The organism is Streptomyces sp. TLI_105, from assembly GCF_900105415.1.
Classification (GTDB): Bacteria; Actinomycetota; Actinomycetes; order Streptomycetales; family Streptomycetaceae; genus Streptomyces.
This window is the reverse complement of sequence record NZ_FNSM01000001.1, coordinates 7,669,268-7,687,469: the sequence shown is the minus strand read 5'-3', so window position 1 is coordinate 7,687,469 and position 18,202 is coordinate 7,669,268. Positions and strand designations below refer to the sequence as shown.

The window sequence follows — 18,202 nt, the reverse complement described above, 5'->3', positions numbered from 1 at the left end:
GGCGGTCGGATGCGGCCAGAAGCTAGGTGTGGCCGGTGATCGAGTCAATGCGTTCCCGTCGATTGATCGAATTTCGATCAGGGGGTGGGTGATTGGTCGATCCCGGCCCTTGCGCTCGGCCGCCCGGGCAGGAGAGAGTGCCGTCGACCGGGCGTCGGGCGGGACGGAGGATGTACGGATGTGCGTGACGGATGCGGCCGCCAAAGAGGCCGACATCGCCCGGTTCCTCCGCGACCATCCGCGAGCAGGACTCGCCGGGTCCGGTCATCCCGCGCTTCTGGGCCGCTCCGACGCCGTCTGGCCGCCCGCCCCCGCCGGTCCGTCGGGAATCCCGGCCCTCCTCCCCTGCCTGCTCGACGAGGCCGCGGGTCCCGAGGCGCTCCGCCTTTTTGTTAACGTCCTGCTGGACGGTGTCCTCCACATGAGCGCGGCCATGCCCGCGGCCCTGCCCTTCCTGCTCCGTCTCGCGGCCGACCCCGGCCTCGCGCCCGCGGTGCGGTCCGGCCTGGTCGACCTGGTGGTCGTCGCCGCGTGCCTGTCCGAACCCGTCGACGCGGCCTCCGAGCGGTCGGTGCTGCTGCTCGGGCTCGACGACGACCACCCCGAACGCGAACGGTGCAGGACCGCGTTCCTGGAACACGCCCCGGCCGTGGCCGTACTGCTGGACGACGAGACGCTTCCGGACAGCCTGCTCGGCGCCGACGACCGCGAGTGGCTCCGGGCGGCGAGGGCGCTGCGCTGAGGCACGCCCCCAGGGCCGGCAGCTCGCCGGTGGGGCGGGGCCGGGGTCGGCCGTTCACCGGGGAGCGGGGGCCCGAGGCCGCCGCGTCGGCGGCCTCGGGGACGGAGGTGAGGAGGCCGTCGGCGCGCGGGCCGGTTCACCGACCCCGCGCGCGTGCCCCGGTCAGAAGCCGGCGACGGCCGGCACGAGCCGGAGCCGGCAGGCTTCCAGCGCGCTGTCGACATGAGCGCCGAGGCCCGGGTGGGGGGCCAGTACGGAAAGCCGGTGCATGGTCAGCATCGCGTCCCAGGCCGATGCCCTGGCCAGGGCCGACGCGCCCCAGGAGACGTCTTCGAGGTGGGTCCAGAGGTGGGCTCCGAAGCCCAGGTGAATCGTTCCTGCCCGGGATTCCTCCTCGTCGAGGGCGTGACGCGCCGCCGTCAGGAAGGCCATGGCGTCCTCGGGACCGAGCGCCGAGAGGACGACCCGGAGAAGGGAGGCGGTCAGGGACGTGACCTCGGCCCAGTCGGCCGCGTCACCGAAGCGCTCGCACAGACGTACGTTCAACAGGTGTTCCATGTCGGTGGTCATGCATGCACAGATACGTTTCCGCCGCCCATGCCGCCCGGCACGACACGCGGGACGTACCGACCGCCCCCCGTACGGAGTGATCGTCCCCGGTCCCGGGCGCCGCGGCACGACCCGAACGGCCCGTGCCGCGAAACGCCCGGGGGCCGGGGCGCGGAAAGCGCCCCGGCCCCCGGGCGGGAAGGTGTCGACAGGGTCAGGCCTGCTCGTCCTCCGGAATGCTGACCAGCCAGCGGGTGTCCTTGCGGGGCCGCAGGTACAGCGCCCAGTAGAGGGTGGCCACCGCCGTGATGCCGCCGGTCCACAGCAGGTACTCGACGTCCTGCATGTACAGGACGTACGCGAGGACGCCGATCAGGACCACCGGGATGGCCGGCCACAGCGGCATGCGCCACGCCGCGACCTCGCGGTGCGCGCCCCGGCGGCTGAACAGCGCCGCCACGGCCACCAGCAGGTACATGCCGGTCACGGAGACGCCGGTGACGCCGTAGAGGGTGTCGAGGTTGACGAAGCACAGGGCCGCGCCCGGCACGCCCACGACCAGGGTGGCCACCCACGGGGAGCCGAAGCGGCCCAGACGGGACAGGGCGTTGTTGACGGGCTCCGGCCAGGCCTTGTCGCGGGCGGAGGCGAAGAGGACGCGGGAGTTCTGGATGACCATGACGATGCCGGCGTTGATGATGGCCAGCGCGACGCAGAGGCTGATGAAGGTGCCGACGGCGGAGTTGGACCAGGCCTCGATCATGCCGCTGATGTCGCCGCCGGTGAGGGTCTCCAGATCGCCGGCGCCGAGGGTGATGGCGACGACGGGCACCAGGATGACGGCGGTCGAGATGGCGAGGGTGGCGAGCACGGTGCGGGCCACGGTGCGGCGCGGGTTCTCCAGCTCCTCGGAGAGGTAGACGGCCGTCGAGAAGCCCTGGGTGATGAAGAGGGCGACGGCGAGACCGGAGACCACCATGGCGCCGGTGACGAGCGAGTGCGAGCCGCCCTCGGCGGCGACCTGGCCGTGGACCAGCGCGCCGACGCCCCGCTCGGAGTGGGCGAAGCCGAGGATCGCGACGATGCCCGCCGCGACCACCTCGAGGACGAGGAAGATGCCGGTGATCCAGGCGTTGGCGCGCAGGTCGAGGAGGCCCGCGAGGGTCGCGAGGAGCATGACGCCCGCGCCGGCGAGCGGGGCGGGGATGTGCACCAGGGGCGCGAGGTAGTCGGCGGTCCCCATGGCGATCACCGGTGGCACGATCATCACGACCAGCAGGGACAGGACGAACACCAGCCAGCCCGCCAGGCGGCCCGAGAGGGTGGAGACGATGGCGTACTCGCCGCCCGCGCTGGGGATCAGGGTGCCGAGCTCGGAGTAGCAGAACGCCACGCCGATACAGAGCAGCGAGCCGATGGCGATGGTCAGGGCGGCGTACGTGCCGACCCCGTCGAAGAGGTCCGGTACGACCACGAAGAGCGTGGAGGCGGGCGTCACGCACGACAGCGTGAGCAAGGTGCCGCCCACGACACCGATGGAACGCTTGAGCTTCTGCGGCACGGGTTCGGTCTGGGGGGCCAACGCGTGCGGCGCGCTGAGGGTGTCGGTCATCAGGCGGTTCCGATCGATGTGAGCGGTGATTCTGAGCGGGAGCGGTATCGCCTCCGAGGCGGCTGGTGATCAGGTGGTTCCGTGGGCTCCCGGGCTGAATGGAAGCGTGAGCAGAACCGCAGGTCAATGGCCTACCCGCTGCGGAATCCGTTGTTCCGACACGCCCGGGCGGGGCGCGGCGGCGCCAAGGAGGCGTCAAGACGGCCGAAACGCTCCGTGCGGGAACCGCAGCGTGACCGGGAGGACTTTTCCCGCGCTTTACCGCCGATCCACATTCCGGAATACCGGGCGCACCCGCCGGAACCGGCGCATTCGGGCCCGCGCCGGTCCGCGCCGTGTCACGTTCCCGGCCGCCGTGCCGTCGTACTGCCGAGACGTCCCGACCCGGAACAGAAGGAGAACCCCCATGCCGACAGCCGAGGCGACACGCAACATCGCCGCGCTCCGCCGCTTCCACTCTGCCACGAACAGCGGCGATCCGGAGATCGTCGCGCGGGCCGTCGACGAGTTCACCGCCCCGGACGTGATCTTCCACGCGCCGGTGCCGATGGGCGGGACCGGCGCGGAGGCCATGAAGCGGGTGTGGGAGGCGCTGCTGCGCGCGTTCCCCGACATCCACGTCACCGTCGAGGAGACGGTCGCGGAAGGCGACAAGGTCGTCTCCCGGAACACGGTGACCGGGACCCACCTGGGCGAGTACCGGGGCCTGCCGCCCACCGGGAAGCGCGTCACGTACGGCGAGATCTTCGTCCTCCGCTTCGTGGACGGCCGGATCGCCGAGGTCCGGGGCATCGTGGACGTCCTCGCACAGCTCCGCCAGCTCGGCGCCCTCCCGTCCTGACGAGGCCCGAGGAGAGCGGCCCCGCCCCCCCGGCACCGGACCGGCCGGATGCGAGCCGGATGCGAGCCGGACGCGAGCCGGATGCGAGCCGGATGCGAGCCGGAAAATAGTAGCCATGGACATAGTAGCCATGTAGTGTATTCATCGTGAGTTCAGCAACCGAGAGCGCCACGGCGGGTTTCCTGGTCTGGCGCCTGTCCATGAAGTGGCGAGTGGCCGTCGACCGGGCGGTCGCACCGCTGGGCCTGACCCACGCCCAGTACGCCCTGTTGGGTTCCCTGTACGGCATGGCGCGCTCCGGTCGGCAGCCGAGCCAGCGACAGCTCGCCGACCACACCGGGCTCGAAGCGCTGTACGTCTCCAAGCTCGCCCGGGCACTGGAGACGGCCGGACTCGTCGACCGCACCCGGGACCCTGACGACCCGCGCGCCATGCGGCTGTCGCTCACCGAGCGGGGGCACGACGTCACGCGCCGCGCCATCAAGGTGGTCCAGGGCCTCCTGGACCAGATGCTGGACCCGCTCGGAGGCCGGGACAGCCCGCGCGCACGGGAGTTCACCCGCGAGCTGGCGACCCTGCTCGAAGCGCCTCTTGATCCGCACACCGAGAACGACGAGGAGCAGTCATGACCATCACCGCACCCACCACGAACGGCCGCGTCATCGCCCTGGCGCACTACTCCGCACGCGCCCTCCTGGAAGGCGTGCTGACCCGCCACGGCGTCACGTTCGAGCAGAGCGTGACGCTCCGGGCCGTCACCGTCGCGGGCGGCTCCATCGAGCGCGACGCGCTGGTCACCGACGTCATCGGCTCGCTGAAGTCCGACGCGTCGGTCGTGCACGGCGTGATCGACGAACTGGCGGCCGCGAAGCTGCTGGAGCAGGACCCGGCACAGGCCTCCCGGCTGCGCCTCACGGACGCGGGACGGGAGCTGTACGAGACCACCACCGCCGAGACCGCCGAGATCTCCGCCCGGCTGTACGCCGGCATCCCGGCCGAGGACCTCGCGGTCGCGGGCCGCGTGCTGACGCTCCTCACGGAGCGCGCGAACGCCGAACTGGCGGGAGCCTGAGGTCCGGCGAGCCCGGCCTCATCGGCAAGACACCCCTACCGCCCGCGCATCAGCTCCAGGTCGTCGCCCCATGCGTCGAGCACCGCGCCGAGGCCTCGGTGTCGCGCCGCCGCCTCGACCTGGGCGAAGAGCCGGCGCTGGGCGGAGGCGTCACCCGATTCCGAGATGCGACCCAGGGCGTCGAGCAGCGCGCCGGTGTCCCAGCCGGGCAGCGGGTACCGGTCGAGCTCCCACTCCAGGTACTTGTTGTAGGGGCGGGGGCGGCGGTCGAGTGCGAAGAGGAGTTCGAGCAGGTGGCCGACGCCGTCGGTGGCGTCGAGCCGGGCCGCGAGGACGTGGCCGTCCCTGTCGTTCTTCAGCGAGCGGTAGAGGGAGTTGGCGTAGGCGTCGAGCCACCCGGCGGCGGCGCGGGAGGCTTCGTCGGCGGTCAGGCGTGCCTTGGCCGCCAGGATCCGGGCGATGTCCCCGTCGAGCCGGTCGAGCACGACCCGGGCGCGGGCGAGGGCGTAGCGTTCGAAGCCCGGCATCCCGGCGGACCGGAACTGGTCGAGGGTGAGGAGGACGAGGTCGAGTTGGCGGGTGCGGTGCCCCGCGAACCCCGTCAGCTCCGTCGGTACGCCTTCGGCGAGGACGACGTACAGGTCGTGGTCGGAGTGCTCGGTGGTCATGCCCTCGTGTGCCCGGGACCCCTTGAGGACGAGGCCGACGACGGCCGCGTCCGCGGAGGCGAGCGCGACGAACTCCTCGTAGGTCATCGGGCGGCCGCTCCGACGACGGCGAGCCCGCAGGCCCCGAGCACCGAATGCAGGCGTTCCTCGGTGGTCCGGGTCCGGGTCAGGGACGGGAGGAGGAGGGTGCGTTCGATCCACCGGGCCCCTCTCGGTCTCCCGGGGTCCGGGCCCCAGGTGGGGACGAGAAGCGTTCCGACCCGGTGGAACAGCACGGCTTCGAAGTAGGGCATGTCTCCCCTGAAAGCGACCGGTTCGTGATCGCGGGCAGCCTCTCAGTCTCGGACGGGGGCGTCAATGGACCCCTTTTCCGCCGTGCCCGCTCAGCCGTGGAGCAGTCGCCATGCCGTGAGGGCGAGTCGTGCGCGGGTCAGGCCCGTGGGGGCGGTGAGGTCCAGGGCGAGGGCCTTGCCGATGTGGTCGAGGCGGCGGGCGATGCTGCTGTGGTGGAGGTGGAGGAGGTCGGCCGCGCGGCGGACGGAGGCGGTGGCGCAGTAGGTGTCCAGGGTCTCCAGGTCCTCCGGGGTCAGGCGGTCGATCGCGGTCACGTCGGGGTTGTCCCGTACGGCGTCCTCGGGGATGTCCGCCAGGAGGGCCAGCGCGCCCAGGTCGGCGTGGTCGACGACGGGTTCGCGCGGGGTGGTGAAGCGGAGGGCCGTGCGGGCCTGGCGCCAGGAGCGGTCGGGGCTCTCGGTGGCTCCGATGCCCGCCCGTACGCCTGCGGGGAAGCCCGTACGGTCCAGGGTGGTGGCCAGGATGACGCCCGCGTCGGCGAGCGGGGCCGCCTTCACGGGGCGGGCCGGGCAGACGAGGGTGCCGACGCGGTCGAGCGGGAGGCTCGTGCGGACGGCGACGACGTGGACGGGGAGGTGGGGGGCGAAGCCCAGGAGGCGCAGCGCCCGGGCGCGGGCTGCGTCGTCGCTGTCGGAGCTGATGGCCAGTTCGACGAGGGCGGGGTCGGCCATGGTGGTGCGGGCGGGGCCGTAGCGTTCGGCGGCGGCCGCGGCGGCGAGGGCGAAGCGGTCGAGGAGGACCTCGTCGAGCGGGTTGGGCGGGCCGGGGCGCTCCAGCCAGACCGTGCCGATCTCCTCCTCGTCGAGGGTGATCGGCGCCTCGGTGGACGCGGGCGCCGGCGGGGTGGACGCCTGGGTGCCGTGGGGTGAGACGCGGGTGGCGCCGCCGGTGCCGTGGAGCCGTATCCCGGCGACGCACTCGGCCAGGCCCGCCGAGGCGCGGGCGAGTGCGGGGAGGTCGACCCGGCGGCGCATCAGGGTGTCGTAGAACGCGACGATGCGCATCGCGCCGTCGACGTACGGATCGAGTCCCGACAGCCGTACGGCCAGTGCCTCCATGGCAGAAGGATGGCAGAAGGTCCGGGGGAGGGCGTGCGCCGTTCGGTGCGTGATCGGGGCGGGACGCGCGACGGATGGCGGATGATCCCTCGGCGGCCGGGCCGGAGGATGGTCGTCATGGATCCCGAACTCGAAGCGTTCGTCCCGTTCTTCCCGCAGACCGACCTGTCCGATCCGGTCTCCGCCCGCACGTACTTCGCCGGTCTGGCGGCCGCCGTGCCGACGCCCGACACCTCGGAGATGGAGGTCGAGGACCGGGTCGTGCCGGCCGACCCGGACGTGGTGGTGCGGATCTACCGGCCGCGCGGGGCGCGGGGGGCCGTGGTCTGGCTGCACGGCGGCGGGTTCGTCATGGGGGACGTGGACACCGAGCACCCGTGGGCCACCCGCATCGCGGAGACCTCCGGGGCCGTGGTGATCTCGGTCGGCTACCGGCTGGCCCCCGAGCATCCGTTCCCCGCCGCCCTGGACGACGCCTACGCCGCCCTGACCTGGACGGCCGAGCACGCGGCCGAACTCGGCGTCGACCCCGCGCGGATCGCGGTCGGGGGCCACAGCTCCGGCGGCGGGCTCGCGGCCGCGGTGGCGCTGCGGGCGCGTGACGAACAGGGGCCGCCGATCCGCTTCCAGCTGCTCAACCAGGCGGGGCTCGACGACCGGCTGGAGACCTGGTCGGCCCGGAACTTCACGGACACGCCCTGGTTCCACCGGGGCAAGGCGATCGCCGCGTGGGGCCACTACCTGGGCTCCCGGCCCGCCACGCCGTACGCCGCTCCCTCGCGGGCCACCGATCTGTCCGGCCTTCCGCCGGCCTACGTCGCCTCCGCCGAGTTCTGCCCGAACCGCGACGAGGACATCGACTACGCCGTCCGTCTGCTCCGGGCGGGCGTGTCCGTCGAGCTCCACCAGTGGCCCGGCACGTTCCACGGGTCGCAGGCGATCCTCTCCGCCGAGGTCTCGCAGCGGCAGAACGCCGAGCTCGGCGCCGTGCTGCGCCGCGCCCTCGCCGACTGATCGCCGTCTCCTCCCCTTCCACGAACGAACCCGAAAGGACTGATTGTCGTGAAGATGCGCATGGTGCTGTGTGGAAGTGTCGCCGCGCTCGGTGTCTGTGCGGGCATGGTGACCGCGGCCGCCGTACCCGGCGGCGCGGGGACCGCTCCCGCCGGGAGCGCGCGTGCGGCCGCCGGCTTCGATCCCGCGGAGCTGGAGTCCGCCCTGGACGGTGTCCACCGGGCGGGTGTGCCGGGCGTGTTCGCCGAGGTGCGGGACGACGGCCGGACCTGGCGGGGCGCCTCCGGGGTCGCCGACGTCACGAACGGCCGTCCCGTCACGGCCGACATGCGGCACCGCGTCGGCAGCGTCACGAAGACCTTCACCGCCGCCGCCGTGATGCAGCAGGTCGAGCGGGGCAGGATCCGGCTCGACGCGCCGATCGGGGACTACCTGCCGCAGCTCGTACCGGGCGAGCGGGGCAGGAGGATCACCGTGCGGATGCTGCTCAACAACACGAGCGGCATCCCCGACTACCTCACGTACGCCTTCCCCTCGCTCCACGGGTTCCCCTCCCGGCTCGACGTCTCGACCCGGAGCCTGGACGACAACCGGTTCCGCACGTTCCGCCCGGCCGAGCTGATCGAGATGGGCCTCTCGGCGCCTCCCGCCGGCGAGCCCGGTGGACCCACGGGCGTGTACTCCAACACCAACTGGCTGATTCTCGGTGAGCTCCTGGAACACGTGACCGGCATGCCCGCCGAGGAGTACATCACCCGGAACGTCATCGAGCGCGCGGGGCTCCGGCACACCGGGTTCCCGAAGGGGACGCGTGTCGAGGGACCGCACTCGCGGCTGTACGAGGCGTTCTACGGTCTGATCGACCCGCCGCGCGACTACAGCGTCTACGACATGTCCTGGGTGGGGCCGGCCGCCGCCCTGGTGTCGACCATGGAGGACCTCAACCGCTTCTACGCCCTGCTGCTCGACGGCCGGATCGTCAGCCGGTCGTCGCTGACGGAGATGCAGCGCACGGTCCCGACCCGCGCCCTGGACGGATCGCTGATCCAGTACGGTCTCGGGCTGCACAAGGTCGAGACCCCCTGCGGCACCTTCTGGGGCCACGACGGCACCGTCTGGGGAGCCGGGACGATGTCCCTGACGCGCGCCGACGGGAGGCGGCAGATGTCCGTGGCGGTCAACCTCGTCAGGTGGAACAAGCCGGACGCCTCGGGGAAGCCGCAGCCCCACCCCATCGACGGCGCCCTGAAGGCGCTGTACCAGCGGGCGATGTGCGGTGGGGCCTCCACGGCCTCGGAGATCGTTCCGTAGGACGGGGTCAGGTCGCCGGTCCCGCCGGGGCCAGGGTGTACGTCCGGCCGGAGGTGTAGAACTCGAGGGCCGCCCTGCCCTGCTCGCGCGGCCCGTGGCTGGAGGCCTTCGACCCGCCGAAGGGCAGGTGGAAGTCGACGCCGGTGGAGGGGGCGTTGATCCGGATCATCCCGGTGTCGAGCAGGTCGAGACCGTGCAGGGCGGTGTTCAGGTCGGCCGTGTGGACCGAGGTCACCAGGCCGTACGGGACGGAGTTGGTGATTCGGATCGCGTGGGCGACGTCGTCGGCGGGGAGCAGGGAGGCGATCGGGCCGAAGACCTCCTCGCGCAGCAGCCGGTGTCCGGGGGACACCTTCTCGACCAGGGTCGGGGCCGCGTACCAGCCGTCTCTGTCGGAGGCGGTGCCGCCGGCGAGCGTGGCGAGCCCCCGGCAGACGTCGAGCACCCGGTCGCGGGCGCCCTCGTGGATGAGCGGCCCGCACACGGTGGCCGGGTCGGCGGGGTCGCCGACCGGGAGGGCCCGCAGGGCTTCGGAGAGGGCCTCGCGCAGCGGTTCGAGGGCGGTGCCGACCGCGATGACGCGGCTGGTGGCGGTGCACTTCTGGCCCGCGTATCCCGCGACGGAGGCGGCGATGTGGCCGGCGGCCTGCTCGATGTCCGCGTCGGGCAGCACGACGGCCGCGTTCAGGCCGCCCATCTCGGCCTGCGCCGGGATGCCCCGGACGGCCGCGGCCCTGGCCACGGCCCGGCCGACGGGGGTGGAGCCGGTGAAGGAGACGACGTCGGCGGCCGAGACGAGCGCGTTGCCTTCGGTGGCGCCGCCGGGGAGGACGGTGAACACCGCTTCCGGGACGGCCTGTCGCACGATCTCGCCGAGGCGCCGGGCGCAGGCGGTGGCCTCGGGCGCGGGCTTGAGGACGACGGTGTTCCCCGCGGCGAGCGCCGGGGCCGCCTTCCAGGTCGGGATGGCGAAGGGGAAGTTCCAGGGGGTGATGAGCGCTGCCACGCCGTGCGGTCGGCGCCGGGTCAGCAGCAGGCCGTCGCCTGCCGAGGGCTCGTGGACGGAGCCGGTGGGGGCGAAGGGGGCCTGGGCGTAGTAGCGCCAGATCGCGGCGGTACGGGCCACCTCGGCCCTGGCCTCGGAGAGCGGCTTGCCCACCTCGCGCACGGCGAGCCCGGCCAGTTCGTCGGCCGCGGCCTCGACGGCGGTGGCGACCGCGCCCAGGGCGGCCGAGCGTGCGGCGGCTCCGGCCAGCAGCCAGCCGGGCTGCGCGGCACGGGCCCGTTCGACGGTGTCCACGGCCGCGAAAGCGCCCGGTGCGGGGATCCGCAGGAGCACGTCGGCCGGGTCGGCCGGGTTGCGCGAGATGAGGAGGGGAAGTGCGTCGGTCACAGGAGGAGGCCTCCGGGGAAAGGGATCGCCTGGGAAAGGAAGGGGTCGCCCGGGAAGGGATCGTTCGGTCGCGGAAGTACTGCGCCGCTCCGGCGCCGCGCGACCGCCGGCGGCTGCCGCCGGCGGTGGGCGCCCGCGGTGGGCGTCAGGATGGCGCGCGGCGCAGCGGTGGGCCTCAGGACGGCGCGCGGCTCAGCGGTGGCCGGCCGCGACGGCCTTCTCCGTGGCGGTCCGCACCGCGGCCTCGGTCGCACCGGTGAGCGGGTGGCGCGGCGGACGGGTGGGGCCGCCGGTGCGGCCGGCGATGTCCATGGAGAGCTTGATGGACTGGACGAACTCGGTCTTGGAGTCCCAGCGCAGCAAGGAGTGCAGGGACTTGTAGAGCGGCAGGGCGGTCGTCAGGTCGCCCGCCACGGCGGCGCGGTACAGCGCGGCGCAGCTCGTGGGGAAGGCGTTGGGGTAGCCGGCGATCCAGCCGACGGCGCCCGCCACGGCCAGCTCCAGGAGGACGTCGTCGGCCCCGATCAACAGGTCGAGCTCGGGGGCGAGTTCGGCGATCTCGTAGGCGCGGCGGACGTCGCCGCTGAACTCCTTGACGGCGACGATGTCGCCGTCGCCGTGCAGGCGGGCGAGCAGGTCGGGGGCGAGGTCGACCTTGGTGTCGAAGGGGTTGTTGTAGGCGACGACCGGGATCCCGACGCCGGCCACCTCGGCATAGTGGGCGCGTACGGCCGTCGCGTCGGCGCGGTAGGTGTTGGGCGGCAGGAGGAGGACCGAGCCGCAGCCGGCCTCGGCGGCCTGTTCGGCCCAGCGGCGGGCCTCGGCGCTGCCGTACGCGGAGACGCCGGGCATGACCCGCGCCCCGTCCCCGGCCGCTTCGACGGCGGTACGGACGACCTGGGCGCGCTCGGCGTCGGTGAGGGTCTGGTACTCGCCGAGGGAGCCGTTCGGGACGACGCCGTCGCAGCCGTTGGCGATCAGCCAGGCGACGTGTTCGGCGTAGGCGTCGTGGTCGACGGAGAGGTCCTCGCGGAGGGGGAGGGTGGTGGCGACCATGATGCCGCGCCAGGGTCGGTCGGTGTTCCAGGTGGTGGTCATGTCGATGACCTTTCTGTAGCGTGTGACATTTTACAGATGCGTGAAGAAGAGGGGCCCGCGCGGGCCTCTCCCCTCAGGGGGCCTGGGGGTGCGGATCGGCCGGTTCCCCGTCGAGCGCGGCGAGCGCCGAGAGCCGGACCGGCACGGCGAACGGGCGGCGCTCGGCGGGCGGTTCGGGGGCGCCGCCGCGCGCGGCGAGGCAGGAGACGGCCGTCCCGCACATCCGCCCCTGACACCAGCCCATGCCGGCCCGCGTGAGCAGCTTGACGGTCCTCGCGTCGCGCGCGCCGAGCTCGGTCACCGCCTCGCGGATCCGTCCGGCGGTGACCTCCTCGCAGCGACACACGTCCGTGTCGTCGGTGAGCCAGCCCTGCCAGCCGGGGCCCGGGGCGTGGGCGGCGGACATCACGTCGGCGAAGGCGCGCAGCCGGTCCCGGCGGCGGCGCAGTCCGGCGATCCGGTCCTCCTCGGCGCGGTGGCCGAGGAGGCGCGCGGCGACGGCGCGAGCGGCCAGCTCGCCTTCCGTGCGGGCGAGTTCGGCGCCGCCGACTCCCCCGGTCTCGCCCGCCGCCCACAGGCCGCGCTCCGAGGTCTCCTGGTGGTCGTCCAGGGCGAGGCCCAGGGTTCCGTCGGGGAGCCGTCGGGTGGCACAGCCGAGGGTCGTGGCCAGTTCGATCTGCGGGACGAGGCCGTGACCGACGGCCAGGGCGTCGCACGTGATCCGGCGGCCCGTCCCCGGCACGGGACGCCAGTCGGCGTCGAGGCGGGTGACGGTGACGGCCTCCACCCGGTCGGTGCCGTGCACTTCGGTGACGGCACTGCGCAGCCGGACGCGGACGCGGTGCCGGAGCAGTGCGGCGCCGTGCGACAGCGCTTCGGCCGCCTTCGCCGGGTTGGCGAGGAGGGCCAGGGGGCTGCGGACGTACCGAAGGTAGTCGGTGGCCTCGACCACGGCCGGCACCCGTGCGCCGGCGGCGGCGAGGGAGGAGGCGACGGCGAGGAGCAGGGGGCCGCTGCCGGCCACGACGACGCGGCGGCCCGGCAGCACGAGGCCGGACTTGAGCATGGCCTGTGCTCCGCCCGCGCCCACGACGCCGGGCAGGGTCCAGCCCGGGAAGGGGAGTTGACGTTCGTACGCTCCGGTGGCGAGCAGCAGCGTCCGGGCCCGGATCCGTGCGGGTCGCTCGACGGCTGCGTCGGCTCCGGTGACGGCGTGCACGGTCCAGGTCCCGTCGTCCTCCCGCACCGTGGACCACACGTGGTGCCCGCCGAGGTGGGTGACGCCGCTTCCGGCGAGGCGTCGGCGGAGGTCGGCGAAGGGGGACCAGTCGTGGTGCAGGGCTTCCGGCCGTACGGCTCCGAGGGCGGGCGCCGGGTGCCGGTAGAACTGCCCGCCGGTCTGTGCGGAGGCGTCCAACAGCACTACGGACAGCCCGAGTTCGGCGGCCGTGACGGCACCGGCGAGGCCCGCGGAGCCCGCTCCCACGACCGCGAGGTCGTACGGCTCGTGCCGCGTCTCCGGTTCAGACGGCGAGGCGGTCATGGCCGTGTCCCTCCTGGGTGGTGATCGCGTCGCCGGGGCGGGCCGGGACCAGGCAGGCGCGCCGGTTGGGTTCGCCGTTGACGGTGGCGAGGCAGTCGTAGCACTGACCGATGCCGCAGAAGGCGCCGCGCGGCCGGCCGCCGTCCCGGGTGGTGCGCCAGGCCAGGATGCCGGCGCCCCAGAGGGCGGCGGCGAGGGTCTGGCCCGGCAGGGCGGTGACGCGACGGCCGTCGAAGGTGATCTCGAACGGCGGATCGGGCTGTGCGCCGACGAGGTCGGCGGGGGTGCGGGCCACGGGCCCTCCTCTCGTGACGGTGGGTGCGCGCGTCTCAGGGTGCGAGGGGTGCGGGGTCGGTGAAGCGTTCGGGCCGGAACGGGTGGATGTCGAGGGGCGGTTCGTCGCCGGCCAGGCAGGCGGTGACGATCCGGCCCGTCACCGGGGCGAGTCCGATGCCCGCTCCCTCGTGGCCGCAGGCGTGGAGCAGGCCGGGGACGCGCGGGTCGGGGCCGATGGCGGGCAGGTGGTCCGGCAGGTACGGGCGGAAGCCGAGGTAGGTGCGGATGGCCCGTACGGTGCCGAGGACGGGGAAGAGCGCGGTGGCTCCGGCGGCGAGCCGGCGCAGGACCTCGGTGGAGAGCGTCCGGTCGAAGCCGACGCGTTCCCGGCTGGCGCCGATCAGGACCGGTCCCGCGGGGGTGCCCTCGACGACCGCGGAGGTCTGGAGCGCGGCGGAGCCGCTGGCGACGTCGGCCACGTAGTCGGCGGCGTACACCTTGTGGCGCACCACGCGCGGGAGCGGCTCGGTGACGAGGACGAAGCCCCTGCGGGGCAGTACGGGCAGGTGGACGCCCGCGAGTTCGGCGAGGGCGCCGCCCCAGGTTCCGGCGGCGTTGACCACGTGCGGGGCGTGGATCTCGCCGACGGTGGTCCGTACGCCGCGGATCTCCCCGGCCGGGCCGGTGAGGAGACCGGTGACCTCCTCCCCCAGGCGCAGCCGGATCTTCTCGCCTCCCGTGCGCAGCAGCTGGGCCGCCGCGTGGGCGGGCATCACCTGGGCGTCCTGGGGGTAGTGGAAGCCGCCCGCCAGGGTGGGCGCGAGGTGGGGCTCCAGGTCGTGGAGCCGGTCCTCGGGGACCTCCTGGCTGGTGACGCCCGCCCTCTCCTGGCGGGCCGCGAACGCGCGCAGGGCGCGCATCCCGTGCTCGTCCGAGGCGACGACGAGGCCGCCCTTGGCCTCGTACTCGACCCGGGGCGGGAGCAGTTCGGCCAGCTCCCGCCACAACGCGGTGGACATCAGGGCGAGTTCGAGCTCGGGTCCCGGTTCCTTGTCGGAGACCAGGAGGTTCCCCTCGCCGGCTCCCGTCGTGCCGCCGGCGACGGAACCGCGGTCGACGACGGTGACGGAGAGGCCGGCTCGGGCGGCGTAGTGGGCACAGGCCGCGCCGACGACGCCGGCGCCGACGACGATGACATCCGAGGCGTTTCTCGTGGGCACGGCAGTAATATTTCACATGGCACTCAAGTTGCCAAGACCCGCGGAGAGCCTGGTCCCTTGACAACCGCTCACGTTCCTCGTCCTCATGTTCCTGACAGGAATGGGATCACCACGAGGGGGACGATCAGCGCATGACCCAGCCCGAGAGCACGGGACCCGAGTACGACGTCGTCATCAGCGGCGCGAGCCTCGCCGGCAGCGCCGCGGCGATCCTGCTCGCCCGGCGCGGCGCCCGCGTCGCACTCCTGGAACGCCGCTCGCGCCCCATGGCGTACAAGACGCTGTGCACCCACTCCCTCACGGCCAACGCCACTCCGGTCCTGAAGGAACTCGGCCTGCTCCCCGCCCTGGAGAAGGCGGGCGCCGTCCGCAACGAGGCCCGCTGGCACACCCGCTGGGGATGGATCGAGCCGGGGGCCGCGCCCGGACCGGAGCTGCCGTACGGCTACAACGTGCGGCGCAGCACCCTCGACCCGCTGATCAGGTCCCGCGCGGCCGAGACCCCCGGCGTCGACGTCCTCCTCGGCCATCAGGTGACCGGGCTGCTCCAGGAAGGAGGGCGGACGGTGGGGGTACGGGCGTCGACGCCCGACGGCGAGCGCGAGACACGGGCCCGCCTGGTGGTCGGCGCCGACGGCAAGGACTCGGCCGTGGCCGGGTTCGCCGGGGTGCCCACCCGGCGGCACGAGAACGCGCGCTTCGGCTATTTCGCGCACTTCCGCGGCCTCCCGCTGCGCGACGGGATCAGCCACGCCTGGTTCCTGGTGCCCGACATGGCCTACGCGTTCCCGAACGACGACGGGGTGACGGTCGTCGCGGTGCTCCCGGACAAGAAGCGGCTCCCGGACTTCCGGAAGGACCTGGAGGGCAGCTTCCTCGACTTCGTCCGCGCCCTGCCCGACGCACCGCCCATCGACTCCGCCGAGCGCGTCACGAAGATCACCGGCATGGTCGACTACCCCCTGCACACCCGCAGGCCCACGGCACCGGGGCTCGCTCTCGTCGGCGACGCCGCCCTGACCGGCGACCCCCTGTGGGGAGTGGGATGCGGGTGGGCCCTGCAGTCCGCGCAGTGGCTGGCGGAGGCGGTCGGCCCGGCCGCGACCGGCCGCGGCGACCTCGACCGGTCCCTCGCGGTGTACGCGCGCAGGCACCGGCGCCGCCTGGGCGGCCACCAGTACCTGGCCGCCGACTTCGCCAAGGGCCGCCCGTTCAACCCCATGGAGCGGCTGATGTTCTCGGCGGCGGCGCGCGACGCCTCCCTGGCACGGCACATGCACCTGTTCGCGTCCCGCCTGATCGGTCCGCCCCGTTTCCTGAACCCCGTGGCCGTGGCCAGGGCGGCGGCCGTCAACATCCGGCACCGGAGGGCGGCCGGTCGACCCGCGCCCCTGTCGCGCACGGGATCATGAGCCCCCGCGGGCCGCGCGGTACAGGGCACCGGCGACGGCGAGGTCCTCCCAGGCCATGCCCACGCTCTTGAAGAACCGTGGCCGCCCGGAGGGGACGCGGCCGTTCACCGCGTCGCGGCCGTTCACCAGATCGGCGAGGGTGCCCACGACGTGGTCCTCGCCGATCGCTCCCCGGGCCATCGGGACGAGCAGGTCCCCCGCCTCGCGGAGCGCCGCCGAGCGCGCCTCGACGTACACCTCGGCGCGGGTCACGAGTGCGGTGTCCGTCTCCCGGGCCGTCGGCTCGTGCGAACCGACGGCGACGACGGTGGCGCCCGGAGCCACCCGAGCGCCGTCGAAGAGGGGCTCCCGGGCCGTGGTGCAGCAGACGACGAGGTCGGCGCCGCCCACGTCGTCGGGCGTGCCGACGCGGGCGGGCGCGTCGAGCGTCCGCGCGTATCCGGCGAGGGCCCGCGCGCCGATCGGACTGCGCCCGACGACGACCACCTCGGCGAGCTCGCGCGCCGCGAGGACGGCCTCCAGGTGGCCGTACGCCTGGGGTCCGGTACCGAAGAGGACGAGGCGCAGCGGCCGGTCGTCCGGTGTCAGACGGCGTACGGCGAGTGCGGACACGGCCGGGGTGCGCAGTTCGGTGAGGGCCGCGCCGTCGAGGAGGGCGAGGGGCCGGAGGTTCGTGCCGTCGAGGAGCAGGTAGGAGCCGGTGATGCGGGGCAGGCCGAGGGCCGGGTTGCCGGGGGCCACGCCCGCGATCTTCACGCCGGCGTACGCGCCGGAGGCGGCGGGCATGAGCAGGAGCTCACCGGCCGGGACGGGGACGGCGGTGCGGGGCGGGGCGGTCTCGGGGTCGAATCCGGCACGCAGCACCTCGGCGAGGACGTCGGCGGTCGCCGCCGGGGTCAGGAGGCGGGTCATGGCCGGGGCGTCGATCAGGAGCAGGTCGCGCAGGGAGGGCGCGGCGGTCGTGGCCGTCATGACCGGCATGGCAGGCGTGGCGGGCGTGGCAGGCGTGGCGGGCGTGGTGGTCAAAGGAGGAATCCCGTCCCCAGGTCGTCGTGGGGGTCGAGGACGAAGGTGTGGGTGCCGGTGCGGTGAGTCGCACCGGTTACCTCTGTGATCCCTCCAGCCATCAGCCGGCCGGTGAAGACGGTGCCGGCCACGGACTCGTGCGTGAGGACGTCGCCGGGCCCGAGGCGCCCGTCCTCGCCGAGCAGGGCGAGCCGGGCGGAGGTGCCCGATCCGCAGGGTGACCGGTCGATCTGCCCGTCGGCGAAGACGGTGACGTTCCGCTGGTGCGGCCCGTCGGGAGTGTCGGGCAGTTCGTCGTACAGGACGACGCCGTACACGTCGTGTTCGAGGAGCGCGGCGCGGATCTCCCCTCCGGCCCGGACGAGCGCGGGCAGGGAGACCCGGCCGGTGTCGAGGCCGAGGGCGCGCGCGGGGACCGAGGCGTAGCAGGCTCCGGAGTCGGCGAGGTCGACCTCGACGGTGCCGTACGCGGTGGTCACCGGGACCTTGCGCGCGAGGACGCGCGTCGGGACGTTGCGGAAGGTGACGCCCGTGGTGCGGCCGCCCGCGCGGTGCACGGTCGCGGTGACGCGCCCGGAGGGCACGTCGACGCGTACGGGGACGTCGCCGTCGCCGGGCGCCGGGACGCGTCCGGTGTCGACGGCCCAGGCGCCGAGGGCCATCGTGCCGTGGCCGCAGGCGGTGGAGTAGCCGTCCTTGTGCCAGAACAGCACGCCGAAGTGGGCGCCGTCGTCGTCGGGCGGGACGACGAACCCGCCGTACATGCCGGAGTGTCCGCGGGGTTCCCGGACCAGCAGGCGGCGCAGGTCGTCGAGCGGGCCGAGCCGGAGCGCGAGGGCACGGCGCTCGGCGACGGTGTCGCCGGGGATCGGGGGCAGGTCCTCGTCGACGATCCTGAAGGGCTCGCCGGCGGTGTGGTAGTCGGTGGTGCGGACCGGGCGCGGGGTGGTGCTCACGGAGTACGGCCTCCAGAGGGGAGTCGTGGTGCCGGGCCGGCCCTCCCCCGTGGAAGG

The 18,202-nt window shown here is 73.8% G+C and carries 19 protein-coding genes; 7 read left to right on the top strand and 12 right to left on the bottom strand.

What is annotated here, in order from left to right:
* Positions 1-178: 178 nt before the first annotated feature.
* Positions 179-742 carry a hypothetical protein gene (locus tag BLW86_RS35060; protein ID WP_093877745.1) on the top strand — a complete coding sequence of 188 codons (564 nt, stop codon included), beginning with the start codon at positions 179-181 and terminating at the stop codon, positions 740-742.
* Between the two features lie 162 nt (positions 743-904).
* On the opposite strand, the gene BLW86_RS35055 is transcribed toward BLW86_RS35060, so the two are convergent.
* Both BLW86_RS35055 and BLW86_RS35050 read right to left on the bottom strand, forming a co-directional pair.
* Complete coding sequence (locus BLW86_RS35055) at positions 905-1,312, bottom strand: hypothetical protein (protein ID WP_093877744.1); 408 nt, start codon at positions 1,310-1,312, stop codon at positions 905-907.
* 193 nt (positions 1,313-1,505) lie between these two features.
* Positions 1,506-2,903, bottom strand: a complete 1,398-nt coding sequence (locus BLW86_RS35050) for an APC family permease (protein ID WP_093877743.1) — start codon at positions 2,901-2,903, stop codon at positions 1,506-1,508.
* Between the two features lie 406 nt (positions 2,904-3,309).
* Between BLW86_RS35050 and BLW86_RS35045 the strand changes: the two genes are divergently transcribed.
* The 3 genes from BLW86_RS35045 to BLW86_RS35035 all read left to right on the top strand — a co-directional run bounded on the left by BLW86_RS35045 (position 3,310) and on the right by BLW86_RS35035 (position 4,816).
* The gene (locus tag BLW86_RS35045; RefSeq protein WP_093877742.1) at positions 3,310-3,744 is read left to right on the top strand and encodes an ester cyclase; all 435 of its coding nucleotides are present in this window, start codon (positions 3,310-3,312) and stop codon (positions 3,742-3,744) included.
* Between the two features lie 146 nt (positions 3,745-3,890).
* Positions 3,891-4,373 (top strand): MarR family winged helix-turn-helix transcriptional regulator, encoded by a 483-nt coding sequence (locus BLW86_RS35040; RefSeq protein WP_093877741.1) that lies wholly within the window; start codon positions 3,891-3,893, stop codon positions 4,371-4,373.
* The gene (locus BLW86_RS35035) at positions 4,370-4,816 is read left to right on the top strand and encodes a MarR family winged helix-turn-helix transcriptional regulator (RefSeq protein WP_093877740.1); all 447 of its coding nucleotides are present in this window, start codon (positions 4,370-4,372) and stop codon (positions 4,814-4,816) included. The genes BLW86_RS35040 and BLW86_RS35035 overlap by 4 nt, the downstream gene beginning before the upstream one ends.
* A 35-nt stretch (positions 4,817-4,851) precedes the next feature.
* Here the strand turns inward: BLW86_RS35035 and BLW86_RS35030 are convergent, their stop codons facing one another.
* The 3 genes from BLW86_RS35030 to BLW86_RS35020 form a co-directional block, all read right to left on the bottom strand.
* Complete coding sequence (locus BLW86_RS35030; protein ID WP_093877739.1) at positions 4,852-5,571, bottom strand: hypothetical protein; 720 nt, start codon at positions 5,569-5,571, stop codon at positions 4,852-4,854.
* On the bottom strand, positions 5,568-5,777 hold the full coding sequence (locus BLW86_RS35025) for a hypothetical protein (protein WP_093877738.1): 210 nt from the start codon (positions 5,775-5,777) through the stop codon (positions 5,568-5,570). The genes BLW86_RS35030 and BLW86_RS35025 overlap by 4 nt, the downstream gene beginning before the upstream one ends.
* A gap of 90 nt (positions 5,778-5,867) precedes the next feature.
* Positions 5,868-6,896: a helix-turn-helix domain-containing protein gene (locus tag BLW86_RS35020; RefSeq protein ID WP_093877737.1), complete on the bottom strand. Its 1,029-nt coding sequence runs from the start codon at positions 6,894-6,896 to the stop codon at positions 5,868-5,870.
* 117 nt (positions 6,897-7,013) lie between these two features.
* Between BLW86_RS35020 and BLW86_RS35015 the strand changes: the two genes are divergently transcribed.
* Complete coding sequence (locus BLW86_RS35015; RefSeq protein ID WP_177181841.1) at positions 7,014-7,910, top strand: alpha/beta hydrolase; 897 nt, start codon at positions 7,014-7,016, stop codon at positions 7,908-7,910.
* Between the two features lie 54 nt (positions 7,911-7,964).
* Entirely contained in the window at positions 7,965-9,221 is a 1,257-nt protein-coding gene (locus tag BLW86_RS35010; RefSeq protein ID WP_093879037.1) for a serine hydrolase domain-containing protein, read from the top strand.
* 7 nt (positions 9,222-9,228) lie between these two features.
* On the opposite strand, the gene BLW86_RS35005 is transcribed toward BLW86_RS35010, so the two are convergent.
* The 5 genes from BLW86_RS35005 to BLW86_RS34985 form a co-directional block, all read right to left on the bottom strand.
* Positions 9,229-10,614 carry an aldehyde dehydrogenase family protein gene (locus tag BLW86_RS35005; protein ID WP_093877735.1) on the bottom strand — a complete coding sequence of 462 codons (1,386 nt, stop codon included), beginning with the start codon at positions 10,612-10,614 and terminating at the stop codon, positions 9,229-9,231.
* Positions 10,615-10,806: 192 nt separating this feature from the next.
* Complete coding sequence (locus BLW86_RS35000) at positions 10,807-11,712, bottom strand: dihydrodipicolinate synthase family protein (protein ID WP_093877734.1); 906 nt, start codon at positions 11,710-11,712, stop codon at positions 10,807-10,809.
* Positions 11,713-11,785: 73 nt separating this feature from the next.
* Positions 11,786-13,255, bottom strand: coding sequence for an FAD/NAD(P)-dependent oxidoreductase (locus BLW86_RS34995; RefSeq protein ID WP_093877733.1), 1,470 nt, complete (start codon positions 13,253-13,255; stop codon positions 11,786-11,788).
* Positions 13,236-13,550: a (2Fe-2S)-binding protein gene (locus BLW86_RS34990; protein ID WP_030693809.1), complete on the bottom strand. Its 315-nt coding sequence runs from the start codon at positions 13,548-13,550 to the stop codon at positions 13,236-13,238. The genes BLW86_RS34995 and BLW86_RS34990 overlap by 20 nt, the downstream gene beginning before the upstream one ends.
* Positions 13,551-13,584: 34 nt before the next feature.
* Complete coding sequence (locus BLW86_RS34985) at positions 13,585-14,751, bottom strand: NAD(P)/FAD-dependent oxidoreductase (RefSeq protein ID WP_093877732.1); 1,167 nt, start codon at positions 14,749-14,751, stop codon at positions 13,585-13,587.
* Positions 14,752-14,882: 131 nt separating this feature from the next.
* On the opposite strand from BLW86_RS34985, the gene BLW86_RS34980 reads away from it, so the two are divergent.
* Complete coding sequence (locus BLW86_RS34980) at positions 14,883-16,163, top strand: NAD(P)/FAD-dependent oxidoreductase (RefSeq protein WP_093877731.1); 1,281 nt, start codon at positions 14,883-14,885, stop codon at positions 16,161-16,163.
* Here BLW86_RS34980 and BLW86_RS34975 read toward each other — a convergent pair.
* Both BLW86_RS34975 and BLW86_RS34970 read right to left on the bottom strand, forming a co-directional pair.
* Entirely contained in the window at positions 16,158-17,135 is a 978-nt protein-coding gene (locus BLW86_RS34975; RefSeq protein ID WP_256341528.1) for an ornithine cyclodeaminase family protein, read from the bottom strand. The two genes, BLW86_RS34980 and BLW86_RS34975, sit on opposite strands and share 6 nt — an antisense overlap.
* 50 nt (positions 17,136-17,185) lie before the next feature.
* The gene (locus tag BLW86_RS34970; RefSeq protein ID WP_093877730.1) at positions 17,186-18,145 is read right to left on the bottom strand and encodes a proline racemase family protein; all 960 of its coding nucleotides are present in this window, start codon (positions 18,143-18,145) and stop codon (positions 17,186-17,188) included.
* Positions 18,146-18,202: the final 57 nt, after the last annotated feature.